This window comes from Pseudoalteromonas sp. MMG022, assembly GCF_021654245.1.
In the GTDB taxonomy this organism is placed as follows: domain Bacteria; phylum Pseudomonadota; class Gammaproteobacteria; order Enterobacterales; family Alteromonadaceae; genus Pseudoalteromonas; species Pseudoalteromonas amylolytica.
The window spans coordinates 12,535-34,443 of sequence record NZ_JAKFZQ010000017.1 but is presented as its reverse complement, the minus strand read 5'-3'; the positions used below and the strand labels follow the sequence as shown (position 1 = coordinate 34,443).

The 21,909-nt window shown below is 44.3% G+C and carries 16 protein-coding genes; 12 read left to right on the top strand and 4 right to left on the bottom strand.

Annotated features, from left to right (window positions below):
- The first annotated feature begins 39 nt into the window (after positions 1-39).
- Both L1070_RS14960 and L1070_RS14955 read left to right on the top strand, forming a co-directional pair.
- Positions 40-1,725 (top strand): carbon starvation protein A, encoded by a 1,686-nt coding sequence (locus tag L1070_RS14960; protein WP_237126137.1) that lies wholly within the window; start codon positions 40-42, stop codon positions 1,723-1,725.
- A 72-nt stretch (positions 1,726-1,797) separates the two neighbouring features.
- Entirely contained in the window at positions 1,798-3,330 is a 1,533-nt protein-coding gene (locus L1070_RS14955; protein WP_237126136.1) for a leucyl aminopeptidase family protein, read from the top strand.
- Positions 3,331-3,370: 40 nt separating this feature from the next.
- Here the strand turns inward: L1070_RS14955 and L1070_RS14950 are convergent, their stop codons facing one another.
- Both L1070_RS14950 and L1070_RS14945 read right to left on the bottom strand, forming a co-directional pair.
- Positions 3,371-5,575 (bottom strand): DPP IV N-terminal domain-containing protein, encoded by a 2,205-nt coding sequence (locus tag L1070_RS14950; protein ID WP_237126180.1) that lies wholly within the window; start codon positions 5,573-5,575, stop codon positions 3,371-3,373.
- 173 nt (positions 5,576-5,748) lie between these two features.
- Entirely contained in the window at positions 5,749-7,434 is a 1,686-nt protein-coding gene (locus tag L1070_RS14945) for a Zn-dependent hydrolase (protein WP_237126135.1), read from the bottom strand.
- A 222-nt stretch (positions 7,435-7,656) separates the two neighbouring features.
- Here L1070_RS14945 and L1070_RS14940 point away from each other — a divergent pair, with 222 nt between their 5' ends.
- Complete coding sequence (locus tag L1070_RS14940) at positions 7,657-8,496, top strand: HDOD domain-containing protein (protein WP_237126134.1); 840 nt, start codon at positions 7,657-7,659, stop codon at positions 8,494-8,496.
- 46 nt (positions 8,497-8,542) lie between these two features.
- On the opposite strand, the gene rdgC is transcribed toward L1070_RS14940, so the two are convergent.
- On the bottom strand, positions 8,543-9,451 hold the full coding sequence (gene rdgC / locus L1070_RS14935; RefSeq protein WP_070987414.1) for a recombination-associated protein RdgC: 909 nt from the start codon (positions 9,449-9,451) through the stop codon (positions 8,543-8,545).
- A 101-nt stretch (positions 9,452-9,552) separates the two neighbouring features.
- A complete protein-coding gene (locus tag L1070_RS14930; RefSeq protein ID WP_237126133.1) occupies positions 9,553-11,313 on the bottom strand; it encodes a HAMP domain-containing sensor histidine kinase in 1,761 nt (586 codons plus the stop codon).
- Positions 11,314-11,514: 201 nt separating this feature from the next.
- Here L1070_RS14930 and L1070_RS14925 point away from each other — a divergent pair, with 201 nt between their 5' ends.
- The 9 genes from L1070_RS14925 to ribBA all read left to right on the top strand — a co-directional run bounded on the left by L1070_RS14925 (position 11,515) and on the right by ribBA (position 21,811).
- Entirely contained in the window at positions 11,515-11,883 is a 369-nt protein-coding gene (locus tag L1070_RS14925; protein WP_070987410.1) for a response regulator, read from the top strand.
- Positions 11,884-12,208: 325 nt separating this feature from the next.
- Positions 12,209-14,620, top strand: coding sequence for a bifunctional aspartate kinase/homoserine dehydrogenase I (gene thrA / locus L1070_RS14920; RefSeq protein ID WP_237126132.1), 2,412 nt, complete (start codon positions 12,209-12,211; stop codon positions 14,618-14,620).
- Between the two features lie 15 nt (positions 14,621-14,635).
- Entirely contained in the window at positions 14,636-15,577 is a 942-nt protein-coding gene (gene thrB, locus L1070_RS14915) for a homoserine kinase (protein WP_237126131.1), read from the top strand.
- Between the two features lies 1 nt (position 15,578).
- The gene (gene thrC / locus L1070_RS14910) at positions 15,579-16,862 is read left to right on the top strand and encodes a threonine synthase (RefSeq protein ID WP_237126130.1); all 1,284 of its coding nucleotides are present in this window, start codon (positions 15,579-15,581) and stop codon (positions 16,860-16,862) included.
- Positions 16,863-17,103: 241 nt separating this feature from the next.
- Positions 17,104-18,360: a serine hydroxymethyltransferase gene (glyA, locus tag L1070_RS14905; protein ID WP_070987402.1), complete on the top strand. Its 1,257-nt coding sequence runs from the start codon at positions 17,104-17,106 to the stop codon at positions 18,358-18,360.
- 82 nt (positions 18,361-18,442) lie between these two features.
- On the top strand, positions 18,443-18,892 hold the full coding sequence (gene nrdR, locus L1070_RS14900) for a transcriptional regulator NrdR (RefSeq protein WP_070987400.1): 450 nt from the start codon (positions 18,443-18,445) through the stop codon (positions 18,890-18,892).
- A 2-nt stretch (positions 18,893-18,894) separates the two neighbouring features.
- Positions 18,895-20,001, top strand: a complete 1,107-nt coding sequence (gene ribD, locus L1070_RS14895; RefSeq protein ID WP_070987399.1) for a bifunctional diaminohydroxyphosphoribosylaminopyrimidine deaminase/5-amino-6-(5-phosphoribosylamino)uracil reductase RibD — start codon at positions 18,895-18,897, stop codon at positions 19,999-20,001.
- Between the two features lie 12 nt (positions 20,002-20,013).
- Complete coding sequence (locus tag L1070_RS14890; RefSeq protein WP_237126129.1) at positions 20,014-20,670, top strand: riboflavin synthase; 657 nt, start codon at positions 20,014-20,016, stop codon at positions 20,668-20,670.
- A gap of 28 nt (positions 20,671-20,698) precedes the next feature.
- The gene (ribBA, locus tag L1070_RS14885) at positions 20,699-21,811 is read left to right on the top strand and encodes a bifunctional 3,4-dihydroxy-2-butanone-4-phosphate synthase/GTP cyclohydrolase II (RefSeq protein WP_070987395.1); all 1,113 of its coding nucleotides are present in this window, start codon (positions 20,699-20,701) and stop codon (positions 21,809-21,811) included.
- Positions 21,812-21,909 lie beyond the last annotated feature (98 nt).

The following is a 21,909-nucleotide window of genomic DNA, read 5'->3' as shown; positions in this document are numbered from 1 at the left end:
TTAAGGCTCAATAATAATAAGACGTGCAGGAGCCTGAAAATGCAGTCAATCATGATAGTACTGTTTGGGGTAATCGGAATGCTATTTGGATGGTTTGTGTATTCCAAATTCATTGCGGAAAAAATCTTTAAAATGGATGACAGCTTTGTCACACCCGCTCATGAATTAAATGATGGCGTTGACTTTGTGCCAACCAATAAAGTGGTGCTATGGGGGCACCATTTCACTTCTGTAGCAGGGGCCGCTCCCATTGTTGGACCTGCCATCGCTGTGTACTGGGGCTGGGTACCAGCAGTACTGTGGGTTGTAATTGGGACTATTTTCTTTGCGGGTGTGCATGACATGGGCGCGCTGTGGGCAAGTGCCCGGCATAAAGGTAAATCCATGGGGGCGCTTTCAGAAACCGTTATCGGCAAGCGTACGCGCGCATTGTTCATGATAGTGGTATTTTTGGTGCTGTTGATGGTCAACGCTGTATTTGGCGTGGTAATAGCCAATTCGTTTGTGGCGAACCCTAGTGCTGTATTTCCTGCTTGGGCGGCGATTGTTGTGGCCTTAGTTATTGGCCAGCTGTTAAAGCGTCAAGTGCCGCTTATTCCCTTGTGTGTGATAGGGGTCGCGATTCTCTACGCCACCATTTACATGGGCTCAAGTATGCCTTTGGCACTGCCATCCGAAATGTTTGGACTGACTGACAAGGCAAACTGGATTGTGATCTTGTTTATTTACGCCGCGGTAGCTTCTTTATTACCGGTTTGGATGCTGCTTCAACCGCGTGACTTTATCAACGGAATGCAGCTGCTGGTGGGGTTGATATTATTGTATGGAGCAGTGTTTGTGGTGATGCCTGATATCACCGCTCCGGCTTTTAACACACAAATGGCTGAGCAAACGCCCAGTATTATTCCACTGTTGTTCGTTACTATTGCCTGTGGTGCAGTATCTGGTTTTCACGGCATTGTATCCTCTGGCACCAGCTCTAAGCAGTTAAATAAAGAGACAGATGGTCGCTTCGTGGGCTATTTAGGAGCCGTTGGAGAAGGTTCATTAGCGCTTATCACCTTAGTTGCTGTGAGCGGCGTGATGCTAGCTATGTCACCCGAGCAGTGGCATGAAATCTATAGTCACTTAGGCGCGGGCAGTGTGGGGGCCTTTATTACCGGTGGCTCAAACTTGATCAGCAGTGGCTGGGGTATCCCCACAGAAATAGCAGCAACCCTGTTGGCCGTCATGGTGGTACTGTTCGCGGGAACGACCATGGACTCAGGGGTGCGTCTACAGCGTTATATTATTCAGGAATGGGGTGAAATTTATCAATTACAGGCGCTAAAGAATGGCATCGTAGCAACCTTGCTGGCGGTTGGCTGTTGTTTGTTGCTTGCCTTTGGGGCAGGTGGTGCCTCAGGCAGCGGCGGTATGATCATTTGGCCTTTGTTTGGCTCTACCAACCAAATCCTTGCCAGTCTAACTTTGTTGGTGATCTCGGTTTACCTTATCAAGCTAGGCCGCCCTGCTAAGTACACTCTAATTCCTATGAGTTTTGTATTGCTGATGGCATTTTTTGCAGGACTCATTAAGTTGCAGGAGTACTATCAACAAGGTAATTGGCTGCTGGTGGTACTAGATGTAATCGTGTTGGTGGTCAGCGTGTTGGTGATGCTAGAAGCATGGTCGGTGATGGCTAAGCATCGTCGTAATCAAACACAAAGCACACCCCCTCAGTAACCGACTTTACTGGTAAAGCATTATCAAATAACCCATAATCGGGCCCTTATTATCGTAACTAAGGGCCTTTTTATGTCTTTTCCTCTCGCGTTACCATGTAATGATCTTTTTAATCAACACGCAGATGCCGTCATTGTTATTGCTGCTGATGTGCATAACTTGCACGATGAACGTCTGAATAAGGCGCTTGCGCCATACTTGGCAGTTGATGCCAGAATAGCTAACAAGGCTACTTTGGTACTTGCACAAGAGTTTCCTGGTAAGCGCCTTATCGTATCGCCAACAGGACCTTTAAACCGTGACTATGATGACGTGCGTCGTGTGTTTGATGCCGCTAAAGCAGCCATTAACGAAGCGAAAGCTTCAGGCAGTCAAGCACCAACCCTTGTGGTGTGTGGTATGCCTGAAGATGCACGTTATCAAAATGCATTAGAGGTTGCATATTTAGGTGCTTGCCAAGCGCTGTGGCAGCCTCTAGAAGCGCGTGAATACCGTGGTGAAAGCACTGAGCCTGTTAAACAAATCAGTTTATTAGGTGCGACTGAAGCGCAATGTAAGCAGCTGAATGCGTTGGCTGCGGGCCAATATGCTGCGCGTGACTTATGTGGTACAGAGCCCGAGCGTATGGCGCCCCCTAGATTTGCAGATTACTGTGTTGAATTGTTTAAAGGCACAAGTGTGTCGGTTGAGGTGGTATCGGACATCAACACGATTGAGCAGCAATACCCAATGCTAGGCACTGTAGCACGTGCATCTTACGCAGTTGAGCGTCATCACCCTCGCGTAGTAAAACTGGTTTATACACCCAGCGATGAGGTAACTCGTACGCTGATGTTTGTCGGTAAGGGCTTAGTCTATGACACCGGTGGTGCCGATTTAAAAGTTGGTGGCTTTATGGCAGGTATGAGCCGAGATAAAGGTGGTGCAGCCTCTGTTGCAGGCTTTATGAAAGCGGTTGCGGACTATCAGCCAAGCGGTGTGAAAGTGATTGCTTATCTTGCAGTGGTACGTAATTCAATTGGCTCTGATTGCTTTGTGCCAGATGAAATTATTACCTGCCGTGAAGGCTTGAAGGTACGCATTGGTAACACTGATGCAGAAGGACGCTTGGCGATGGGCGACCTGTTGAGCGAAATGAAAGACATGGCGAAGAGTGAAGTTAACCCAACCTTATTCACCGTTGCAACATTAACGGGGCACGCAGCACGCGCTGTGGGGCCTTATAGTGCCTACGTTGAAAATGGTCCTGCACGCGAAGCGAAGGTTTCTCGTCAACTTGCCGACTTTGGTGATTTATGGGCTGATGGCGCAGAGTTATCACGTAGCCGTCGTGAAGATTATGATTTTGTTAAGCCTCGTACTTTGGCTGACGATGTGCTTTCGAGCAACAATGCCCCCTCAGCGATAACGGCGCGTGGCCATCAGTTCCCCATGGCATTTTTGGCCATAGTGGGTGGTTTGGATAAACATGGCTGTGACTCCCAGTTGCCATTACCTTATGTGCATATGGACATCGCAGGAAGTGGAGTTGAAGGTGGCGATTGGCAGCACGGTAAACCAACCGCAGCAACCGTCAGTAGCTTGTTCGCAAGATACTGCTTGTAAATTAAAGCGTAAAAAAGGGCACCTAGCGTGCCTTTTTTGTTTATTGGTGGGTTTTGAAGTGCCTATCAAAAAAGTGAGTGATAGTTTGATGTAAGTGCGTTTGTACTTTTTTACCTCTGAGGCTGTGTTTTGAGCCAGGGTAGGTCATCATTTCAAAAGGCTGCATATTGTCTTGTAGCTGTTTGAATAGCTTTGTCGCATGGGTAAACAGTACGTTGTCATCCGCCATGCCGTGATAAATCATCAGTGGCCCCTGCAAACCATCAGCATAATCAAATACAGCACTTTGCTGATAGCCTTGCGCGTTGTCTTTTGGGTGTCCAAGGTAGCGCTCAGTATAGTGGGTGTCGTAGAGCGTCCAATCGGTCACTGGCGCACCAGATACCCCCGCTTGGAAATACTCGGGGGCTTTAAACATGGTCATCAGCGCCATATATCCGCCATAACTGTGACCATAAACGCCGATGCGTTGTGGGTCCACATAATCAAGGGTGCGCAAAAATTCTACGCCACGGATTTGATCGGCAACTTCAACCACGCCTAGTTTTTTGTAGATTGGATCTTCAAAGCGTTTACCGCGATTGTATGAACCACGGTTATCTAGTTGAAAGATAACATAACCTTGTTGTGCCATGTACTGGAAATAAAGGTTTTTGCTACGCCAGTTATTGACCACACGTTGTGCATGCGGACCACCATATACATTGACAATCACAGGGTACTGCTTGCCCTTTTCCAACTTGGCGGGTTTAAACAAGCGGTAATGTAGTGTTTGGCCATCTTCTGCTGTGAGCGTACCGTACTCGGGTTTTGCCAAGTCGCTTAGGTATGGCGTGAGCGGGTGATGCTCATTGAGCGCGTTTTGCTCCAACCAAGTAACAAACTCACCACTCATTTTACGTAGTGCAACTGAATTGGGCTGATTCACCGCAGAGCTGTTGTCGATAAAGGTTTTAGTATCTTTTGCCAGTACCACATCGTGATAGGTGCCGAGGTTTGTGATGCGTTTAATAGCTGACTCTTTAAACATGGATGTGCTGTACAGGTGGCTCTCAAGCGGTGTGTCTTTACGCGCTGCAAAGTACACTGTACCTGTTTTTTCGTCTACACCTTTGAGTGCATCTACCACCCACTCACCATGGGTAACTTGGCGTACCAGTTGACCATTGTTACGATACAAATATAAGTGTTTGAATCCGTCGCGCTCAGACGCCCAAATAAAATGTTTGTTGTCTTTTAAGAAGTGCAGATCAAAGTGCAGGTTAATCCATGTATCGCTGTGCTCTGTTAAAGCAACACGTTGCAGCTGCTTTTCCGTATCATAAAAGCGCAACTCAAGCTGCTGTTGAGCACGGTTTTGCCACTGATAAGATAGCGTTTTACTGTCATTGAGCCATTTTGCCCGAGCAATATAAATATCTTTATCTTTGCCTAAGTCAATCCAATCTATCTTCTGGTCATTGACAGAGACCACGCCCAGCTCAATGGTCACATTTGCTGTACCAGTGAACGGATAGCGCTGATTAAATAACTTCACTTCATCGGCATATATTTCATTGCGAATAGCTTGTTGAACAGGGCTTTCATCAATACGTGTAAAAGCGATTTTTGACTCATCTTTGGCCCACCAGTAACCTGTCATTCGGCTCATTTCTTCTTGTGCGACAAACTCCGCCATGCCATTTTTTATGACGCCACCGCCGTCTTTACTCAGCGCTATTTCTTTGCCCGTTTTCAGCTCCAGTGCATACAGGTTTTGCTCACGAATGAAAGATACATAATTGCCTTTTGGTGAGAACTTAGCATCTGTTTCAAACGCTTCTGTATTGGTTAGCTTTCGGCTTTTACCTGACTCGAGTTGATAGTAATACAAATCACCATTGAGTGGGAATAGCAAGGCTTTACCATCGTCAGACCAGGTATACTCTAATATTCCACGGCCAAAAATACGCTGTCTCTCACGGCGTGCTTTTTCTTCGTCGGAGAGGGTCTCAGGGCCAGAAAACAAGGCTTGAGAGTCCACCAATAGGCGATTTTTATTGTCTTTAAGGTTGTATTCCCATAAATCGTAGCGATTGTAGTCTTGCTGTTTACCTTGTAGATATGTGACACGACTACCGTCAGGTGAAAACTTTAGTTTTACGGGCGCTTTGCCCGCAAGGCTTGGGTCATCGAAAATACGCTCAAGCGTAAGTGGTTGAGCGGTGACATTGGCCACAAGCGCCAAAGATAAACCACATGCCATAGAAGAAAATGTAACTCGCACAGTGCACCTTAACTATGAATAAAAGTGATGTGATGGTAGCGACAACCTAGGCAGATGACAATTAATTGGGATGGAGTGTTTGGAATATGCAATAAAAGGCCACAAAAAATAAAGGCGCTCAGTGGCGCCTTGTATGTGATTTTTATGGCAGCTTATAGGCCAAGTACAGATTTACCTTGCTTAAAGGTAACATCTACTGGGATATTAGCTTGTGCTAACTTTTCAAGGTCGGCTTTAAGCTCAGCTTTAATATCGCCGTGAGTGGCAATTAACTGGTCAACTTTTTGGTAATCGCCGTCACCTTGTAGGGTAAGAATCAAATTAGAAAGATTCTTCATCGCGGTTGCCATTTTATCCATGTTTACTTTGTATAAACCTTGCTCATTTTTAGAAAATGCGCCTTGTTCTTTAAAGAAATTGAAACGGATCATGTTGGCTTTACCATGTGCACTAGAGGCACCAAAACGTACTGAACGGAAGATACCAGCCATAAAGGTAATATAGTAATCTTCGATAGTACCTTCTGTGATCTCACCTTTATTCAGCAATTGCTCAACCATGTACAGACCAAGGATATCGGCTTTACCTTCTTCAAGTGCACTGGCGTGCTCTTGTAATGATTGACGTACCGTACCTTTGCCATTGATAGTGTTTTTAATGCCTAACCCGTGAGCCACTTCATGGAACATCGTGTTAGCAAAGAAAGCGTCAAAGGTAATGTGCTTACGCTGCTCTGGCACAATCAACTGATCGGCAATGGGTAGCAATATCTTGTCAAACTTGGCGCGCATAGCGTTTTTAAGCTGTAGACGACGAGTGCCTTTTTCAAGTTGCACTTGCTCATCGTTTGGCAGGTTAATCGCGATAGTTTTACTACCCGCGTTTGAGTGGCCAGCATAATAAATAACATCGTAGGCGTTCAAATCAGCATCCGATCCTGGGACTTCCTGCTTGTATTTTTCATCGACAGGTAAGCCTGTTTGTAGCTCAGGTAAGAATGCGGCAAATTTTGCTAAACGCTCGCTCCAAGCTAAGTCTTTTACTAGTACATAAGACTCAAACCCCGCTCTGTAGCCAAATAGTTGATCTTCATATGTTTCAATAGGACCAATCACCACATCGATAGGATTGTTTTTCATATCCATCCAAGCGAAGTCAGATGTTTGATAGCTATTATTTAGTAGAGCATCAGCACGCAACTTCAGGTAGTTGGCAAACTCTTTATCATCGGCAAGCGAGCTGGCTTCTAATAACAGATTAGCTGCTTGCTTAAGCTCTTTACCGTAAATTTCAGAATAAGGTGCGCTATATAGTTTGCCTTGTTCATCACGTTTGATGATTGAGTATAAACCCTGTTTGTCTTTGATATCAGAATTGTTGAGTTCTTCTTTGCTCATATCGTGAGGATAGAATTCGGCACCAAGTGCTTTTTCTTCAAAGCCGCTAAGAAATACTTTGTCGCCATCGAGTCTATCCCATGGGCCATAGTTAATGTCGGCGAAGGTACGCACTTTCTCATCTTCGATACGGCTTAAAAAGGTATCTTTATCCATACCAAAACTTTGCTTCCAAAATAGGTCATCCATCAGCTTAGAGGCATCAATCAACTTCGCAACCATTTGCTTTTGGTTGTCGCTTAGGTGTGACAAATCGGTGTTAAGCGTCACCTGTGTGTATATGTCTAAACGTGACGGATTTGTGTTGACTAGCTCGTAGCTTGGTGCTTTTGCTTGTTGTGTGTTTGCTGCAGTCGATGTGTTGGTTGTGGGTTCTGAACATGCACCCAGTGCCAAAGTGCTGGCAATAATCAGTGCCTGACTAATTTTTGAAAGTCTCATGCTGCTCTCTTTTTGTTATTGGAAATAAAACTGAGCAACTACTTTACATGATCCAAGGTAATTATGCCTCACTGCTGCGGTGCATTTTTGAAAAATTGTTTCACCATGGCTATTGGCTAAAATTTTTATACTGATTTCTTAACTTTATAAAGATGTTCGACAATACTAAAAGCTAAAACACGGGCGTTTTAGCGCTACTTAATTAGTTTTGGAATTTAGCTCATGTCAACAGAGAATGCCTTACTTACCATTCTTATAGATAGAATTAATAGCGACACCTTGGTGCTGCCGACTTTGCCTGATGCTGCCGTGCGTGTGCGTAAAGCTGCGGACGACCCAGATGTAAATTTAATTCAAATGGCGGATGTGATATCCCATGATCCGGCGTTATCTGCACGAATGATAAAAGTCGCTAACAGCGCGTTTCTTGGTCGGTCTGTGAAAGTGAATACGCTTAATCAAGCGGTCACGCGTATCGGCCTCAGACAAATTAAAAATATCGCTACAGCGATGGCGATGGAGCAGTTGTTTGTCTCTAACAACAAGTTGATTAAAACCTATATGGATAAAGCATGGCAAAAAACCCTTAAAGTTGCCTGCCAAGCGATTACGACCATGGATTTTTACCTGAAAGCTCACAAGCATACCTCACTAAACAGAGACACGATTACGCTGGCTTCGCTTGTGTTTAATATTGGTGTTTTGCCTATTTTGACCGAAGCTGAAAGGCACCCAGAGGTATTCGCAAACCCAAGCTTTTTAGCACATGCCATTCAAAAGTTGGCAGGTAGAATTGGCGGGGCAATTATGCGTGAATGGGGTTTTACGGAGGAATTTATTGATGCGGCGGAAAATTGGTCAAATCCAAATTACAAGCCACAGCAGGACTGCTACGTAGATTTTATACGTGTGGGTGCAATATTGGAGGGAATTCTACAGGTTTCCGACAAAACAGCGTCATTACAAGTCTATGCGGATAAAGGCGTAATTGAATCTGTGGAAATATTTAATAGTGATGATTATTTACATGTGCTGGAAGATGTAAAAGCCATGTTCGCATAGGGAAATAGCAAGGCGATAAGGGCAACGCACTTATCGCCCAAATAAGTTACATATCAGCGCTGTCGCCAAGGCTTTGGGTCAACTCTTCAAGCAATTCTTTTATCTCTTCACTGACCAAAATAAAATCAGCATCAAGTTTTACGGCCATGTCCTCTTTTGGAATGTCCGCATTTTGTTCTTTTAGTGCATCGGCATAACTTAAGCGTTTAATTGAGCCATCATTTTGCAAAATAAACTTCACACGTTCACGCCAGTCAAATGCCAGTTTTGTCACGCGTTTACCATTGTCTAAATGGCTTTTTATTTCATCAGAAGATAGGTCATGTTGCTTTAACTTAACTTGAGCACCGTTGTCATCGGGTTCTTGTAATTCTGCATCAGTACCAATTGCGAACCCTTCGGGCGCTTCGAATTTAGTTAACCAATCAGTTAAAAATACATCTAGGTCATAATTTGCAAAGGCTGGCACAACCGGTAAAGTACCTAACGACTTTCTCAATAATGCTAACAATTCTTCCGCTTTGTTAAAGCTGGCACTGTTCACTATTACCCAACCACTCTTTTGGTCAATGAAAGCAAACTGAAGGCTGGATTTTTTAAATGCCTGAGGTAGTAGTGCGCTGAGAATATTCTCTTTTAACTCGTCTTTTTCTTTTTTCTTAACCGGGCGATTCTCTTCGCGTTCGATGAGTTCGACTTTCTCAGCAACCATGTCGTTTATCACCGATGCAGGGAGTACTTTCTCTTCTCGTTTAGCACATAACAAAATGCTGTCTTGTGAGAAATGTGACAAGCTATTGCCATGTTTACCAAATGCTTTAGTCCAACCAAAAGTGCTCATGTCTTGGCTACCACAAGGCCTAAAAACGTCTTGTTCTAGTGCCTTTTCAAACTCTTCTTGATTGTATGAGACATCTTGCTTAAAACGATAACAGATCAGGTTACTAAACCACATATTATGAGTATCCGTGCTTAAAAATAGGCACTCATGATAGCAAGAATTTTATCGTAAAGGGGAGGACTACACGCAAAACTTTACGCGTAGTCCAAACTGACTTAGTTGAACATGGTCATAGGGGCTTGCATATCTTTTGGGAATTGAATGTAGTATGTGAGTCCTTTGCCTTCTTCGCTAGTCACTTCTATATCTCCATTAAGGGTTTGTTTGACTAAATTCAGGGTGATATGCGTGCCTAAACCACTACCGCCTTGATCGCGTTTGGTGGTGAAGAATGGGTCAAAAAGCTTCTCCAATTGTGCTTTTGTCACGCCCCGGCCATTGTCTTTATAAACGATTTTAACATCGTCATGATCGTCGGTAATAGTGATGTCTATTTCGCCTTTATCAACACCATCAAAACCATGGATCAAAGAGTTCATGATCAAATTGGTAAATATCTGGCTGATTGCACCTGCGGGTAAATTGAGGATCAAGTCTTCCGGACAATCAATGTTGATAACATGCTTGGTTTTTTTGATCTTAGGGTGCAGTGAGCGTACAACTTCGGCCAAGTACTCTTTGAAGTTTATTTTTCTAACGGCTTCACTGGCCTGATCAACGGCAATTTGTTTAAAGCTGGCAACCAACTCCGATGCCCTGTCGAGGTTAGTGGTCAGAAGACTGGTGCTTTGTTTTGCCTCGTTAATAAATTCCTCTAAGGCTTTTGGTGAGAGGGTTTTGTCTTTGTAAGCGGCTTCGAGTTTATTCAAACGTTCTTGCAAGAAAGACGTTGCCGTGACACCAATGCCAACTGGGGTGTTAATGTCATGAGTAATACCTGCTACAAGTCCTCCGAGTGCGGCCATTTTTTCAGAGCCAACCAACCGCTCTTGCGCCATGTTGAGCTCATCAACATACCGTTCAAGTTCTTTTTGCTTGGTGAGCAATTCTTGTTCGGTTTGACTGCGCAGATCCACTTCTTCGGTGAGCGTGAGTTTTTGTTTTTCCAGCTCATACTTTTGCTGCTGCAGGTCCATCATCGCTTGGCTGAGGTTGGATGTTTTACGGGCGACTTCCTGCTCCAGCTGCAAGTTGTGTTGGTCGAGTTTTTCGTTACTTATTAACAACTCTTTTTGTGTTTGATCGAGTTGTTTGCGATATTCAGAAACTTTATCAATGAGTTTGTTGAACGCTTCTTCCATTACCTTAAGTTCATTGCGTTCAGTGGTGCCAATATCAATCTTTCTGCCATCAATATCATCTAATTCAATTTCTTCAATTTGGTCGGTTAGATCGGTAAGCGGCTCTGTGAGTAAGCGGCGAAAGGCAATTAAAAATAAAATGATAAGAAAAGTTGTTTTGATCATGGCATTACCGATCAAAAAGTAAATCGATATCATGATACGACTGAATACGACATCTCGAGATGAGAACAGTGTGACATCGCCAACCTGCGTCGCTCTGCCTGAAAACTCAAAAATAAGTGGGAAGGTGTAACCAAACAATCCCGATGGCGTGTCTTCTATAATGGCTTCTTCTTGAACCAGTTGCTGACTATACAGTTCATGAATATCCAAAGAGCGGCCCAACTGAGAGATGATTTCACCGCTATCATCACGGACGATAATTCCTTCAATCATTGGGATCGCCAGTAGCCCCTCAGCGGTGGTTACGGTTTGCTTGGTGTTTAATTCCCAGATTGCGCGTGTCAGACTACGACTGAATGTTTTTTGCAGCATAGTCAGCTCATTACGAATGTAGTCTTTGGTATTCACATATTCAGCGACAACCTGACCACAGGTCACTACGAACGTAAGTAGGAAGTAAACCGATAGCACATTCGTGAGTAGCTTTTTAGATAGACTTTTTTGCAGCATGAATGAACTTTGGCTCCCAAAATTAGAGTTTGTGCAGTATGGCTAATCATAAACTTAGCTAATAAAGGTTTAAAAATAAATAAATATCTCTGATTTTCACAGTTAAATTCTGGTTTGGTTTAATTGCAGCTTGCAATACTTACAGCTGTCAGAATATTGTGTTATAAGAACGAGGTATATCAAATAATAGTAAAATTAGTAATGGCTTACTCAATATTAGTCTGTGATGATTCGACAGTTGCTAGAAAACAAGTTATCCGTTGTCTGTCCAGCGCGCTTGAGGTGAACGTATTACAAGCTAAAGATGGTGTCGAGGCGTTAAACATTCTCAAACAACACACGGTAGATTTGTTGTGTCTAGATCTTACTATGCCAACATTGGATGGCATCGGTGTGTTAGAGCAGATGAGAGCACACGCCAGCATTGAGACCTTTGTTGTGGTCATATCTGCTGATATTCAACCTGAAATGAAGCAAAGAGTCATGCAATTGGGCGCGCTAGATTTCATTGAAAAGCCAGTGGATACAGACCGGCTCATTGCGCTTTTAAATCGCTATGGTATACGTTAAATCATCAATTTACACTTTTTTTACTTTAACCACTTTCCCTATTTTCACTCCGAAAAATACACGCTTAAGTACAGAAAATGCATAAAGTAACCTTCCATAGTGCTTGTGTATGAGTAAATTGCATATTAATTGTCATATTAAGTGGTTGACAGAGTGGCTACATTTCGGGCAAGCTAAAAAACATGAAAACAAATTTTAACACCACGACCATTATTACAACCACCATCCATTCTGGATAGTGGCATAGGTCGGTGCGTAATTGAAAAAGGCCTGTGTTCACTACGAACACAGGCCTTTTTTCGTTTTAGGAATGAGGAAAATAACAATGCGTGTTTTAAAATTCGGTGGCTCGTCACTGGCTGATTTTGAATGTCTTAAGCAAGTTCATAGCTTGATCCTTAATCAAGCGGGCGAAGAGGCTTTAGTTGTGTTATCAGCCCCAGGAGGCATGACTGATCAACTGGTGGAGCTGGTTGAGCAGGCTGAGCAGGGGCAAGATTACAGTGAGCAGTGGTTGCGACTTGAAAATCGTGCATTGGGTTTGCTTGAGCAAGTACAAAAACTTTACGGCGAGGTGGTTCATTGGCCTGCTTTGTCGAGCCTTGCTGAAAAGTTAGCTGGGGTAAAAATGTTACAGCATTGCCCAGACCCAGTGCGAGCTTACGTTATCAGCTTTGGTGAGCGCATCAGCGTCGCCCTGATGCAGACCATGCTCGGTGCGTCTCAGGCTGCATACCTCGAAGCCTGTGATTGTATCGTCAGTCACGGTGGCTATTTGGATGCAGAAGTAGATTTGCAGCTGAGTCAGCAGAAGTTTGTCTCGGCGATGAACGCAAACCCGAGCAAGTACTACATCATGCCGGGTTTTACAGCCAGCAACACTCGCGGTGAACTTACAACGCTTGGCCGAAACGGCTCTGACTATTCAGCCGCTGTTGCTGCTGCGTGTTTACGCGCTGAAGTCTGCCAAATTTGGACCGATGTGGATGGAGTATACAACGCTGATCCGCGTTTCATTAAAAAAGCCAGTAAAATCGACTGGTTATCCTATAAAGAAGCGATGGAACTATCGTATTTTGGTGCTAAGGTTCTGCATCCAAAAACAATTCTTCCTTGTGCTAAGTTCTCTGTTCCGTGTGAGATCAAAAATACCCATAATCCCGATGTTGCGGGGTCGGTAATCAGCAATGAGCGACGCGGCGACGAAGCGGTAAAAGCCTTATCAAGTTTAGAAGACCTCGCCATGCTGACGGTCTCAGGGCCTGGCATGAAAGGCAAAGTTGGCATGGCTGCACGTGTATTTGGTGCGTTGGCCAATGACAATGTATCCATCGTTTTAATTACGCAGTCATCTTGCGAGTTTAGTATCAGTTTTTGCGTACATGAGTCGGATTTAGATTTAGCATTGAATGCGCTTGAGCAAGCGTTTGAGCTTGAGGCGCAGGCAGGCTTAATTGAACCAGTCCAAGTCCAACGTGAGCTGGCTATTGTGACGTTGGTGGGGGATAACATGAAGGCCCACAAGGGACTCGCAGCGAAGTTCTTTGCATCACTTGCCCAAGCGCAGCTAAATATCGTTGCTATTGCGCAGGATTCGACAGAAAGCGCTATTTCAGCGGTGATAGATGGGACACGTTGTAACGATGCCGTTAAAGTGTGTCACGAGAACTTTTTTACACATGTGCCTTCAATTGATGTGTTTTTACTTGGATGTGGCTTAGTGGGTCAGGAGCTGATCAAACAGCTTGAAAAGCAACAGGCTTGGCTTGAAGCGCGTAATATAAAACTAAACCTCTATGGGGTTGCCAATTCTAAACAGTTATACCTAAATGCGGATGGCGTGCCGTTTGATTCATGGCAGGCAGAGCTGGCAAGTCAACAGCAAGCATTTACCTTGCAGCGTGTGGAAGAATTCGTTAAAGCTAATCATTTGATTAACCCTGTATTAGTAGATTGCTCTTCATCACAGTATCTGGCAGATCAATACGTTGATTTTTTAAATGCGGGCTTTCATGTCGTGGCTGCCAATAAAAAGGCAAACACAGGTAGTTATGACTACTACCAGGCGCTTACTTTGGCCTCGCAGCGCAAACAGCGAAAATTCTTATATGAGACAAACGTTGGTGCGGGTTTGCCTGTTTTAGACAACTTACAGTTGCTATTTGGTGCAGGCGATGAGCTGTTATCATTCAACGGCATTTTATCTGGATCGCTTTCTTACATGTTTGGTGCATTGCAAGATGGTCTGAGCCTTTCTGAGGCAACGGCAAAAGCTAAAAGCAATGGCTTTACAGAACCAGACCCAAGAGATGATTTGTCGGGCACCGACGTCGCAAGAAAGCTACTGATCATCGCGCGTGAATCTGGATTACAGTTAGAGCTTAGCGATATTGAAGTTGAGTCTGTAGTACCTACAGACTTTGCAACTGGCACCTCTGTGGACGAGTTCATGGCCCGTTTGCCAGAACTTGATGCAAGTTTTGCTGACAAAATTCAAAGCGCAGCCAATGAAGGAAAGGTTCTCCGTTATGTGGGCAGCATCGAAAACGGTCGCTGCCGCGTAGGTATTGAAGCGGTCGATAAAGCCCATGCGCTTTACGATATTCGTGACGGGGAAAATGCGTTAGCAATTTTGAGCCAGTATTATCAACCACGTCCATTTGTGATCCGTGGCTATGGTGCGGGTGCTGAAGTGACATCAGCAGGCGTATTTGCTGATATTTTAAAAACTTTATAGGGTGAGGAAGTAGTAATGATCTCTATTTATGCGCCAGCCTCTGTCGGTAATTTTTGTGTTGGCTTTGATTCATTAGGGGCGGCTTTAGCACCTGTAGATGGCTCGCTGTTAGGGGATGTTGTTCATATTGAGCATTCGGAGCAAGACCGCTTTACTTGCACTGGCCTTTATGCCGATAAGCTACCCGGTGATGCTCATGAAAATTTGTCATATCAATGCCTACTTCATTTTAGGGAACATATTGCTCCGGCAATGCCAGCTGCGGCCTTAACGCTTGAAAAACGTTTACCAATTGGTTCGGGGCTGGGTTCCAGTGCATGTTCAGTAGCGGCAACATTTGTCGCATTGGACCAATTCGCAGGTACGCAATTATCACAAGAAGCGATGATTGAGTTGATGGCTGACTTTGAGGAGAAGGTCAGTGGTGGTCGTCACTATGACAACATCACCCCCTGCTATTTGGGTGGATTACAGTTAACAGCGGATATCGTGCCTAATAAAGCACTATCATTACCTGTTGACGAGCGCTGGTACTATGTCGCCGCGTATCCAGGCTTTGCTTTAAATACAGCCAAAGCGCGCGGTGTACTGCCTAAGCAATTGTCAATGCACAGCGCCGTAGAGTTCGCCCAACGGTTGTCTAGTTTTTGCCTATTGATGCAAGCAGGTCGCTTTGATGAGGCTTTAGTGTTGATGCAGGATGATTTAGCTGAGCCTCACCGTCAGTCTCTGATTTCAGGTTTTGCTGAAGCAAAGCAAGCGCTACCGGAGCTTGGGGCTGAATTGGTCAGTGTTTCAGGGGCGGGGCCCACTTTATTTGCGATTTGTAAGTCGCTAGATGATGCAAAGCAGTGCCAACAATGGCTTACACAAAACTATATAAATGAACATGGCTTTAGCCACATCTGTAAACTCGATAACTTAGGTACTCGTGCCGTTTCTCAAGGAGCTAAATAAAATGCAATTGGTTAATTTAAAAGATGATAATCAAAAAGTGTCGTTTACAGAGGCGGTAAAAACGGGGCTAGGTCGCAATCAAGGGGTGTTTTTCCCAACAGACTTAAAGCCTATGGATGATATAGACGCATTGCTTGAGTTACCTTTTGTTGAGCGAAGCACACAGATATTGTCACACCTGATAGGCGATGAACTGCCTAAGGATACCTTGGCAGACATGGTTAAACGCGCGTTCAACTTTCCCGTTGAGTTAGTGAAGGTAGATGAAAAAAATTACTGTTTAGAGTTGTTCCACGGCCCTACGTTGGCGTTTAAAGACTTTGGTGGTCGTTTTATGGCGGAGTGTATTGGTTTGTTTAACCAAGGGGAGCGGGTGACGATTCTAACCGCAACCAGTGGTGATACAGGCGCGGCAGTGGCACATGCATTTTATAACAAGCCAAACGTTGATGTGGTTATTTTATATCCAGAGGGTAAGATCTCACTCGCTCAACAAAAGTTGTTTACCACTTTAGGTGGCAATATTCACTGTTATGCAGTCACTGGAAGCTTTGATGATTGTCAAGCATTGGTTAAACAAGCGTTTTTAGATGATGAAGTGAAAGCAAAGCTGGGCTTAAACTCAGCTAACTCCATTAATATTAGCCGCTTACTTGCTCAAGTATGTTATTACTTTGAAGCTTTGGCGCAACTACCAAAAGAAGAGCGTGCGTTGGTTCATGTATCGGTGCCCAGTGGTAATTTTGGTAACGTATGTGCGGCAATGATTGGCTCGGTTATCGGTTTACCAGTGGATAAACTCTCTGCAACAACCAACCAAAATGACACTGTGCCTCGTTATATTGCATCCGGTGAATGGTCGCCGAATGCAACCGTTGAGTCATTATCCAATGCAATGGATGTGAGTAAACCTAATAACTGGCCTCGTGTTCAAAGTATGCTAGATAGCGGTGAATTTGATAAACATGATTTTTATTCACGTTGTGTGAGTGAGCAACGTACACAAGAAGTGATGAGAGAAATGGCTGCAAATGGCTATATTGCCGAGCCCCATACGGCGATAGCCTATGAAGGCTTGACTCAAGATAAAGACGTAAAAAGCACCGGCATATTTTTAGCAACTGCTCATCCAGCAAAATTCAAAGAGTCGGTAGAACAAGTGCTGGCGCAGCAGATTGATATGCCAGAAGTGTTACAGAATGCGTTAGACAAAGCATGTCTAGCACAACCTATGACAGCAGATTACGAGCAGCTCAAATCGGCTATTTTTGCCAAACTGCTTTAGCAGTAAGTAAAGTCAGGTGGTGAGCTTGAAGGTTCTCACCTGACTTAAACATTAAAAAAGTTAATTCCACACTTTAAGTTCATAAATAAAATAAATGTTAAAATAAAAAAATATCATTACTTTAACACTGTGAAATAAATTCAATCCCTGTTTAAATATGCTCATGCCAAGATCATAGGCATGATACGCATTAGAGCGTACAATATGGCTTTTAAAACCTTACGTGCACCTAGGAGACCCCATGTTAGAACGTAACATGAACATTGCAGATTTTGACCCTGAATTAGCAAAAGCGATTGCGCTTGAAACAACACGCCAAGAAGAGCACATTGAGCTTATCGCCTCTGAAAACTACTGTAGCCCACGCGTATTAGAGGCACAGGGGTCTCAGTTAACTAACAAATACGCGGAAGGTTATCCTGGTAAGCGTTACTACGGCGGTTGTGAACATGTTGATGTGGTTGAGCAACTGGCAATAGATCGTGCCAATGAGTTGTTTGGTTCAAACTACGCAAACGTGCAGCCTCATGCAGGTTCACAGGCAAATGCTGCAGTATTCCAAGCATTACTTGAGCCACACGATACAGTACTAGGTATGAGCCTAGCGCATGGTGGTCACTTAACACACGGCTCACACGTTAATTTTTCAGGTAAAACATATAACGCAATCCAATATGGCTTGAACGAAGAGACTGGCGAGATTGACTATGCACAAGTAGAAGCGTTAGCGCTTGAGCACAAGCCTAAAATGATCATTGGTGGTTTCTCTGCTTACTCAGGTATTGTTGACTGGGCTAAGTTCCGTGAAATCGCTGACAAAGTAGGCGCTTATTTGCTTGTAGATATGGCTCACGTAGCAGGTTTGGTTGCTGCGGGTGTTTACCCGAGCCCAGTACCACATGCGCACGTTGTCACTACGACAACACACAAAACACTAGCGGGTCCTCGTGGTGGCTTGATTATTTCTGCGTGTAACGACGAAGCTATCTATAAAAAACTAAACAGCGCTGTATTCCCAGGTGGTCAAGGCGGTCCTCTGTGTCACGTGATTGCAGCTAAAGCGGTTGCTTTCAAAGAAGCATTACAGCCTGAATTTAAAGAATACCAGCAGCAAGTTGTTAAAAACGCGCAAGCTATGGTGGCTGTATTACAAGAGCGTGGCTACAAAGTTGTTTCAGGTAAAACTGACAACCACCTGTTCTTACTTGATTTGATCGACAAAGATATCACAGGTAAAGATGCAGATGCAGCACTAGGGCGTGCGAACATTACGGTAAATAAAAACTCAGTACCAAATGATCCTCGCTCTCCATTTGTGACGTCAGGTTTACGTATTGGTTCTCCTGCTATTACACGTCGTGGTTTCAAAGAAGCGGAATCAAAAGAGCTAGCTGGTTGGATTTGTGATGTATTAGACAACATCAATGATGAGTCTGTACAAGCGCAAGTAAAAGAGAAAGTAAAAGCAATTTGTGCAAAATTGCCTGTTTACGCATAATTTTACGCACAGAACAGCATTTTTTGTTATTATAAAGGCCGCTATAGCGGCCTTTTTCGTAAGATTTCTAAAGTGAACCAATATGCACTGTCCTTTTTGTACTGCCAAAGATACCAAAGTAATCGATTCTCGTTTAGTCAGCTCAGGCCATCAGGTTCGAAGACGTCGAGAGTGTATCGAGTGCCATGAACGTTTTACCACCTTTGAAGGTGCAGAGCTCGTTATGCCCAGAGTGATCAAACAAGATGGCTCACGAGAGCCATTTAATGAAGATAAGTTGGTCAATGGACTTGCTCGAGCACTGGAAAAGCGCCCTGTCAGTACAGAGCAGATTGATGAAGTTATCCATGAGATAAAATCAAAAATTCGCGCCACGGGAGAACGAGAAGTATCTAGCCATCTCATTGGCGAATGTATTATGGAAGCACTCAAAAAGCTCGATAAAGTGGCTTACGTGCGTTTTGCTTCTGTTTATCGTTCATTTGAAGATATAAGAGAATTCGGTGAGGAAATCGCAAGGCTGGGTGATTAAGTATGTTCACTGAGCTGGATCATCATTACATGAATATCGCCATTGAATTGGCTAAGAAAGGTCGCTTTACTACCACCCCAAACCCTAATGTTGGATGTGTGATTGTCAAAGACAATGAAATTGTTGGTCGAGGTTACCATCAGCTCGCTGGTGATGCGCATGCGGAAGTTTATGCATTGCGACAAGCAGCTGATAACGCCCAAGGAGCTACGGCATACGTCACGTTAGAACCTTGTAGCCACCATGGACGCACACCCCCTTGTGCACAGGGGTTGATTAATGCAGGCGTACAACGTGTGGTTGCCGCTATGGTTGATCCCAACCCTAAAGTCGCGGGCAAAGGGCTTGCTATGTTACAGCAAGCGGGTATCGAAACTGCATATGGTTTACTCGAAGATGAAGCGCGGGCGTTAAATCGTGGGTTCTTAAAGCGTATGGAGCAAGGTTTGCCCTATGTAACTTGCAAGCTTGCCGCCAGCTTAGATGGAAAAACCGCACTAAATAATGGCCAGAGTAAATGGATAACAGGTCCGCTGGCGCGTCGTGATGTACAGCAGTTTAGAGCACAAAGTTGCGCGATTTTAACGGGTGCAGATACCGTGATTGTAGACGATGCAAAGCTCAATGTGCGCTCGGATGAGTGTGATATTGAACTACCACAAGGGCACACCTTACGGCAACCTGTCAGAGTTATCATCGACTCGCAAAACCGCTTAACACCTGACCTTGCATTATTTCAAATACAAGCGCCAATAATAATTTTCCGCACACACCTTGATAATAATCATCAATGGCCTCATTTTGTAGAGCAAATCGAGTTACCCACAGAGCAGACAAAAGTGTCTTGTCGGGCAGCACTGAAAGAGCTGGCAAATCGCGGAATAAACACTGTGTGGTTAGAGTCGGGGGCAACTCTGGCAGGCGTATTTGCGCAGCAGCAACTCATAGACGAATATGTGGTATATTTAGCGCCCAAATTGATCGGGCACCAAGGCAAGAGTTTATTTAATTTACCAGAAATAACCATGATGGAAAATGTGAACCAATTAGAGTTCACCGATGTGACCCAAATTGGCGATGACATTCGTGTTACGGCTAAAACCTGCTAATTAAGAGGCAATATGTTTACAGGTATTATCGAAGCAACAGGTACACTAAGTGAGTTGAGAGCTGCACAGGGTGATTTAATCGTTCGTGTTAGCAGCGCTAACTTGGATATGAGTGATGTAAACCTAGGCGACAGCATTGCAACTAACGGCGTATGTTTAACCGTAGTCGAAAAGTTCACAGACGGATTCCGCGCTGACCTTTCAAACGAAACCATTCATTTAACTCAGTTTGCCCACTATAAAACAGGGCAAAAGGTTAACTTAGAAAAAGCTTTGCAGCCGATTTCTCGGTTAGGCGGCCACTTAGTGTCAGGTCATGTTGATGGCATTGCGGTGGTGAGGGCAATAGAGAGTAACGCGCGAGCGACAGAGTATTGGCTAGAAGCGCCAGCAGACTTGATGAAGTACATTCCTCACAAGGGGTCTGTTGCAATTGACGGAATAAGCTTAACCGTCAATGAAGTTAAAGGTAATCAGTTTAAACTTACAATTGTGCCTCATACAGCACAAGAGACGACCATTGCTGACTTTAAAGTGGGTAGCAAGGTCAATTTAGAAGTCGATCAAATAGCCCGTTATTTAGAACGTTTGGTGCTAGGAGCGCAACCCCAGGCTAACGAGTCTACTCTCACAGCCAGTTTGTTAGCCAAAGCGGGCTTTATAAAATAACCCCAAACCTGAATCAGATAGGTAGATTATGAATTTAAACAGCGCACAAGAAATTATCGATGACATTAAAGCCGGTAAAATGGTCATCTTAATGGACGATGAAGACCGCGAGAATGAAGGTGATTTGATCATTGCCGCCGAACATATTTCAGCAGATGCGATCAACTTTATGGCCACCTATGGCCGTGGCTTAATTTGTTTAACGATGACGCAAGAGCGCTGTAGACAACTAGATTTACCACTGATGGTACGCAATAACGGCGCGCAGTTCTCGACAAACTTCACTTTGTCTATTGAAGCTGCAAAAGGGGTTACAACTGGCATTTCCGCGGCAGATAGAGCACGTACTGTTCAGGCTGCTGTTGCAAAAGGTGCATTGCCTGAAGACATCGTACAACCGGGTCACATCTTTCCAATCATGGCTCAACCTGGTGGAGTGTTGACACGTGCAGGACATACAGAAGCTGGCTGTGACTTAGCTCGTTTAGCAGGGCTGGAGCCCGCCTCTGTGATTGTGGAAATCTTAAATCCTGATGGGACAATGGCGCGTCGTCCACAGTTAGAAGTATTCGCCAAAGAACATGGCATAAAAATAGGCACAATCGCTGACTTAATCGAGTACAGAAACCTTAATGAAACCACCATTGAGAAAGTGGCTCAGTGTAAGTTACCTACTGAATATGGTGAATTTGATTTAGTGACCTACAAAGATACTATCGACAATCAACTACATTACGCCTTGGTTAAAGGTGAAGTAAAGCCAGGCGATACCACCTTAGTCCGTGTGCATTTACAGAGCACCTTTAATGACATTCTGCTCTCAGATCGTGGCGCAGAAAGAAGTTGGAGCCTACACAGTGCCATGCAATACATCAGCGAAAACAGTGGGGTTTTAGTGGTGCTGGGTAAACAAGAGCAAAGTTCAGAAATTGAAGCTATGGTTAAAGCGTTTGCTCAGCAAGATCAGGGTGAGCAGGTAAACGTGCGCAAGTTTCAAGGGACATCTCGTACTGTAGGTGTGGGTTCGCAAATTTTGGCTGATTTAGGTATTCAGAAAATGCGCCTGATGAGTATGCCGAAAAAGTATCACGCCTTATCAGGTTTCCATCTAGAAGTGGTCGATTACGTAGAGCCTAAATAAGGCCGTAACACTGATACGACAGCGGGCCCAATACAGGCCCGTTTTAAGTTGTTTGGGGATAGTTAAAATTGTGCTATCATGCGGCCCAATTTGGCAAT

Bases quoted from the DNA above. Each gene is read 5' to 3' on its own strand.
- L1070_RS14890 (WP_237126129.1), top strand. From the start codon at position 20,014: ATGTTTACAGGTATTATCGAAGCAACAGGTACACTAAGTGAGTTGAGA.
- L1070_RS14960 (WP_237126137.1), top strand. From the start codon at position 40: ATGCAGTCAATCATGATAGTACTGTTTGGGGTAATCGGAATGCTATTT.
- L1070_RS14955 (WP_237126136.1), top strand. From the start codon at position 1,798: ATGTCTTTTCCTCTCGCGTTACCATGTAATGATCTTTTTAATCAACAC.
- thrA (WP_237126132.1), top strand. From the start codon at position 12,209: ATGCGTGTTTTAAAATTCGGTGGCTCGTCACTGGCTGATTTTGAATGT.
- glyA (WP_070987402.1), top strand. From the start codon at position 17,104: ATGTTAGAACGTAACATGAACATTGCAGATTTTGACCCTGAATTAGCA.
- rdgC (WP_070987414.1), bottom strand. From the start codon at position 9,451: ATGTGGTTTAGTAACCTGATCTGTTATCGTTTTAAGCAAGATGTCTCA.
- ribD (WP_070987399.1), top strand. From the start codon at position 18,895: ATGTTCACTGAGCTGGATCATCATTACATGAATATCGCCATTGAATTG.
- L1070_RS14925 (WP_070987410.1), top strand. From the start codon at position 11,515: ATGGCTTACTCAATATTAGTCTGTGATGATTCGACAGTTGCTAGAAAA.
- L1070_RS14945 (WP_237126135.1), bottom strand. From the start codon at position 7,434: ATGAGACTTTCAAAAATTAGTCAGGCACTGATTATTGCCAGCACTTTG.
- L1070_RS14930 (WP_237126133.1), bottom strand. From the start codon at position 11,313: ATGCTGCAAAAAAGTCTATCTAAAAAGCTACTCACGAATGTGCTATCG.
- nrdR (WP_070987400.1), top strand. From the start codon at position 18,443: ATGCACTGTCCTTTTTGTACTGCCAAAGATACCAAAGTAATCGATTCT.
- thrB (WP_237126131.1), top strand. From the start codon at position 14,636: ATGATCTCTATTTATGCGCCAGCCTCTGTCGGTAATTTTTGTGTTGGC.
- L1070_RS14950 (WP_237126180.1), bottom strand. From the start codon at position 5,575: ATGGCATGTGGTTTATCTTTGGCGCTTGTGGCCAATGTCACCGCTCAA.
- ribBA (WP_070987395.1), top strand. From the start codon at position 20,699: ATGAATTTAAACAGCGCACAAGAAATTATCGATGACATTAAAGCCGGT.
- L1070_RS14940 (WP_237126134.1), top strand. From the start codon at position 7,657: ATGTCAACAGAGAATGCCTTACTTACCATTCTTATAGATAGAATTAAT.
- thrC (WP_237126130.1), top strand. From the start codon at position 15,579: ATGCAATTGGTTAATTTAAAAGATGATAATCAAAAAGTGTCGTTTACA.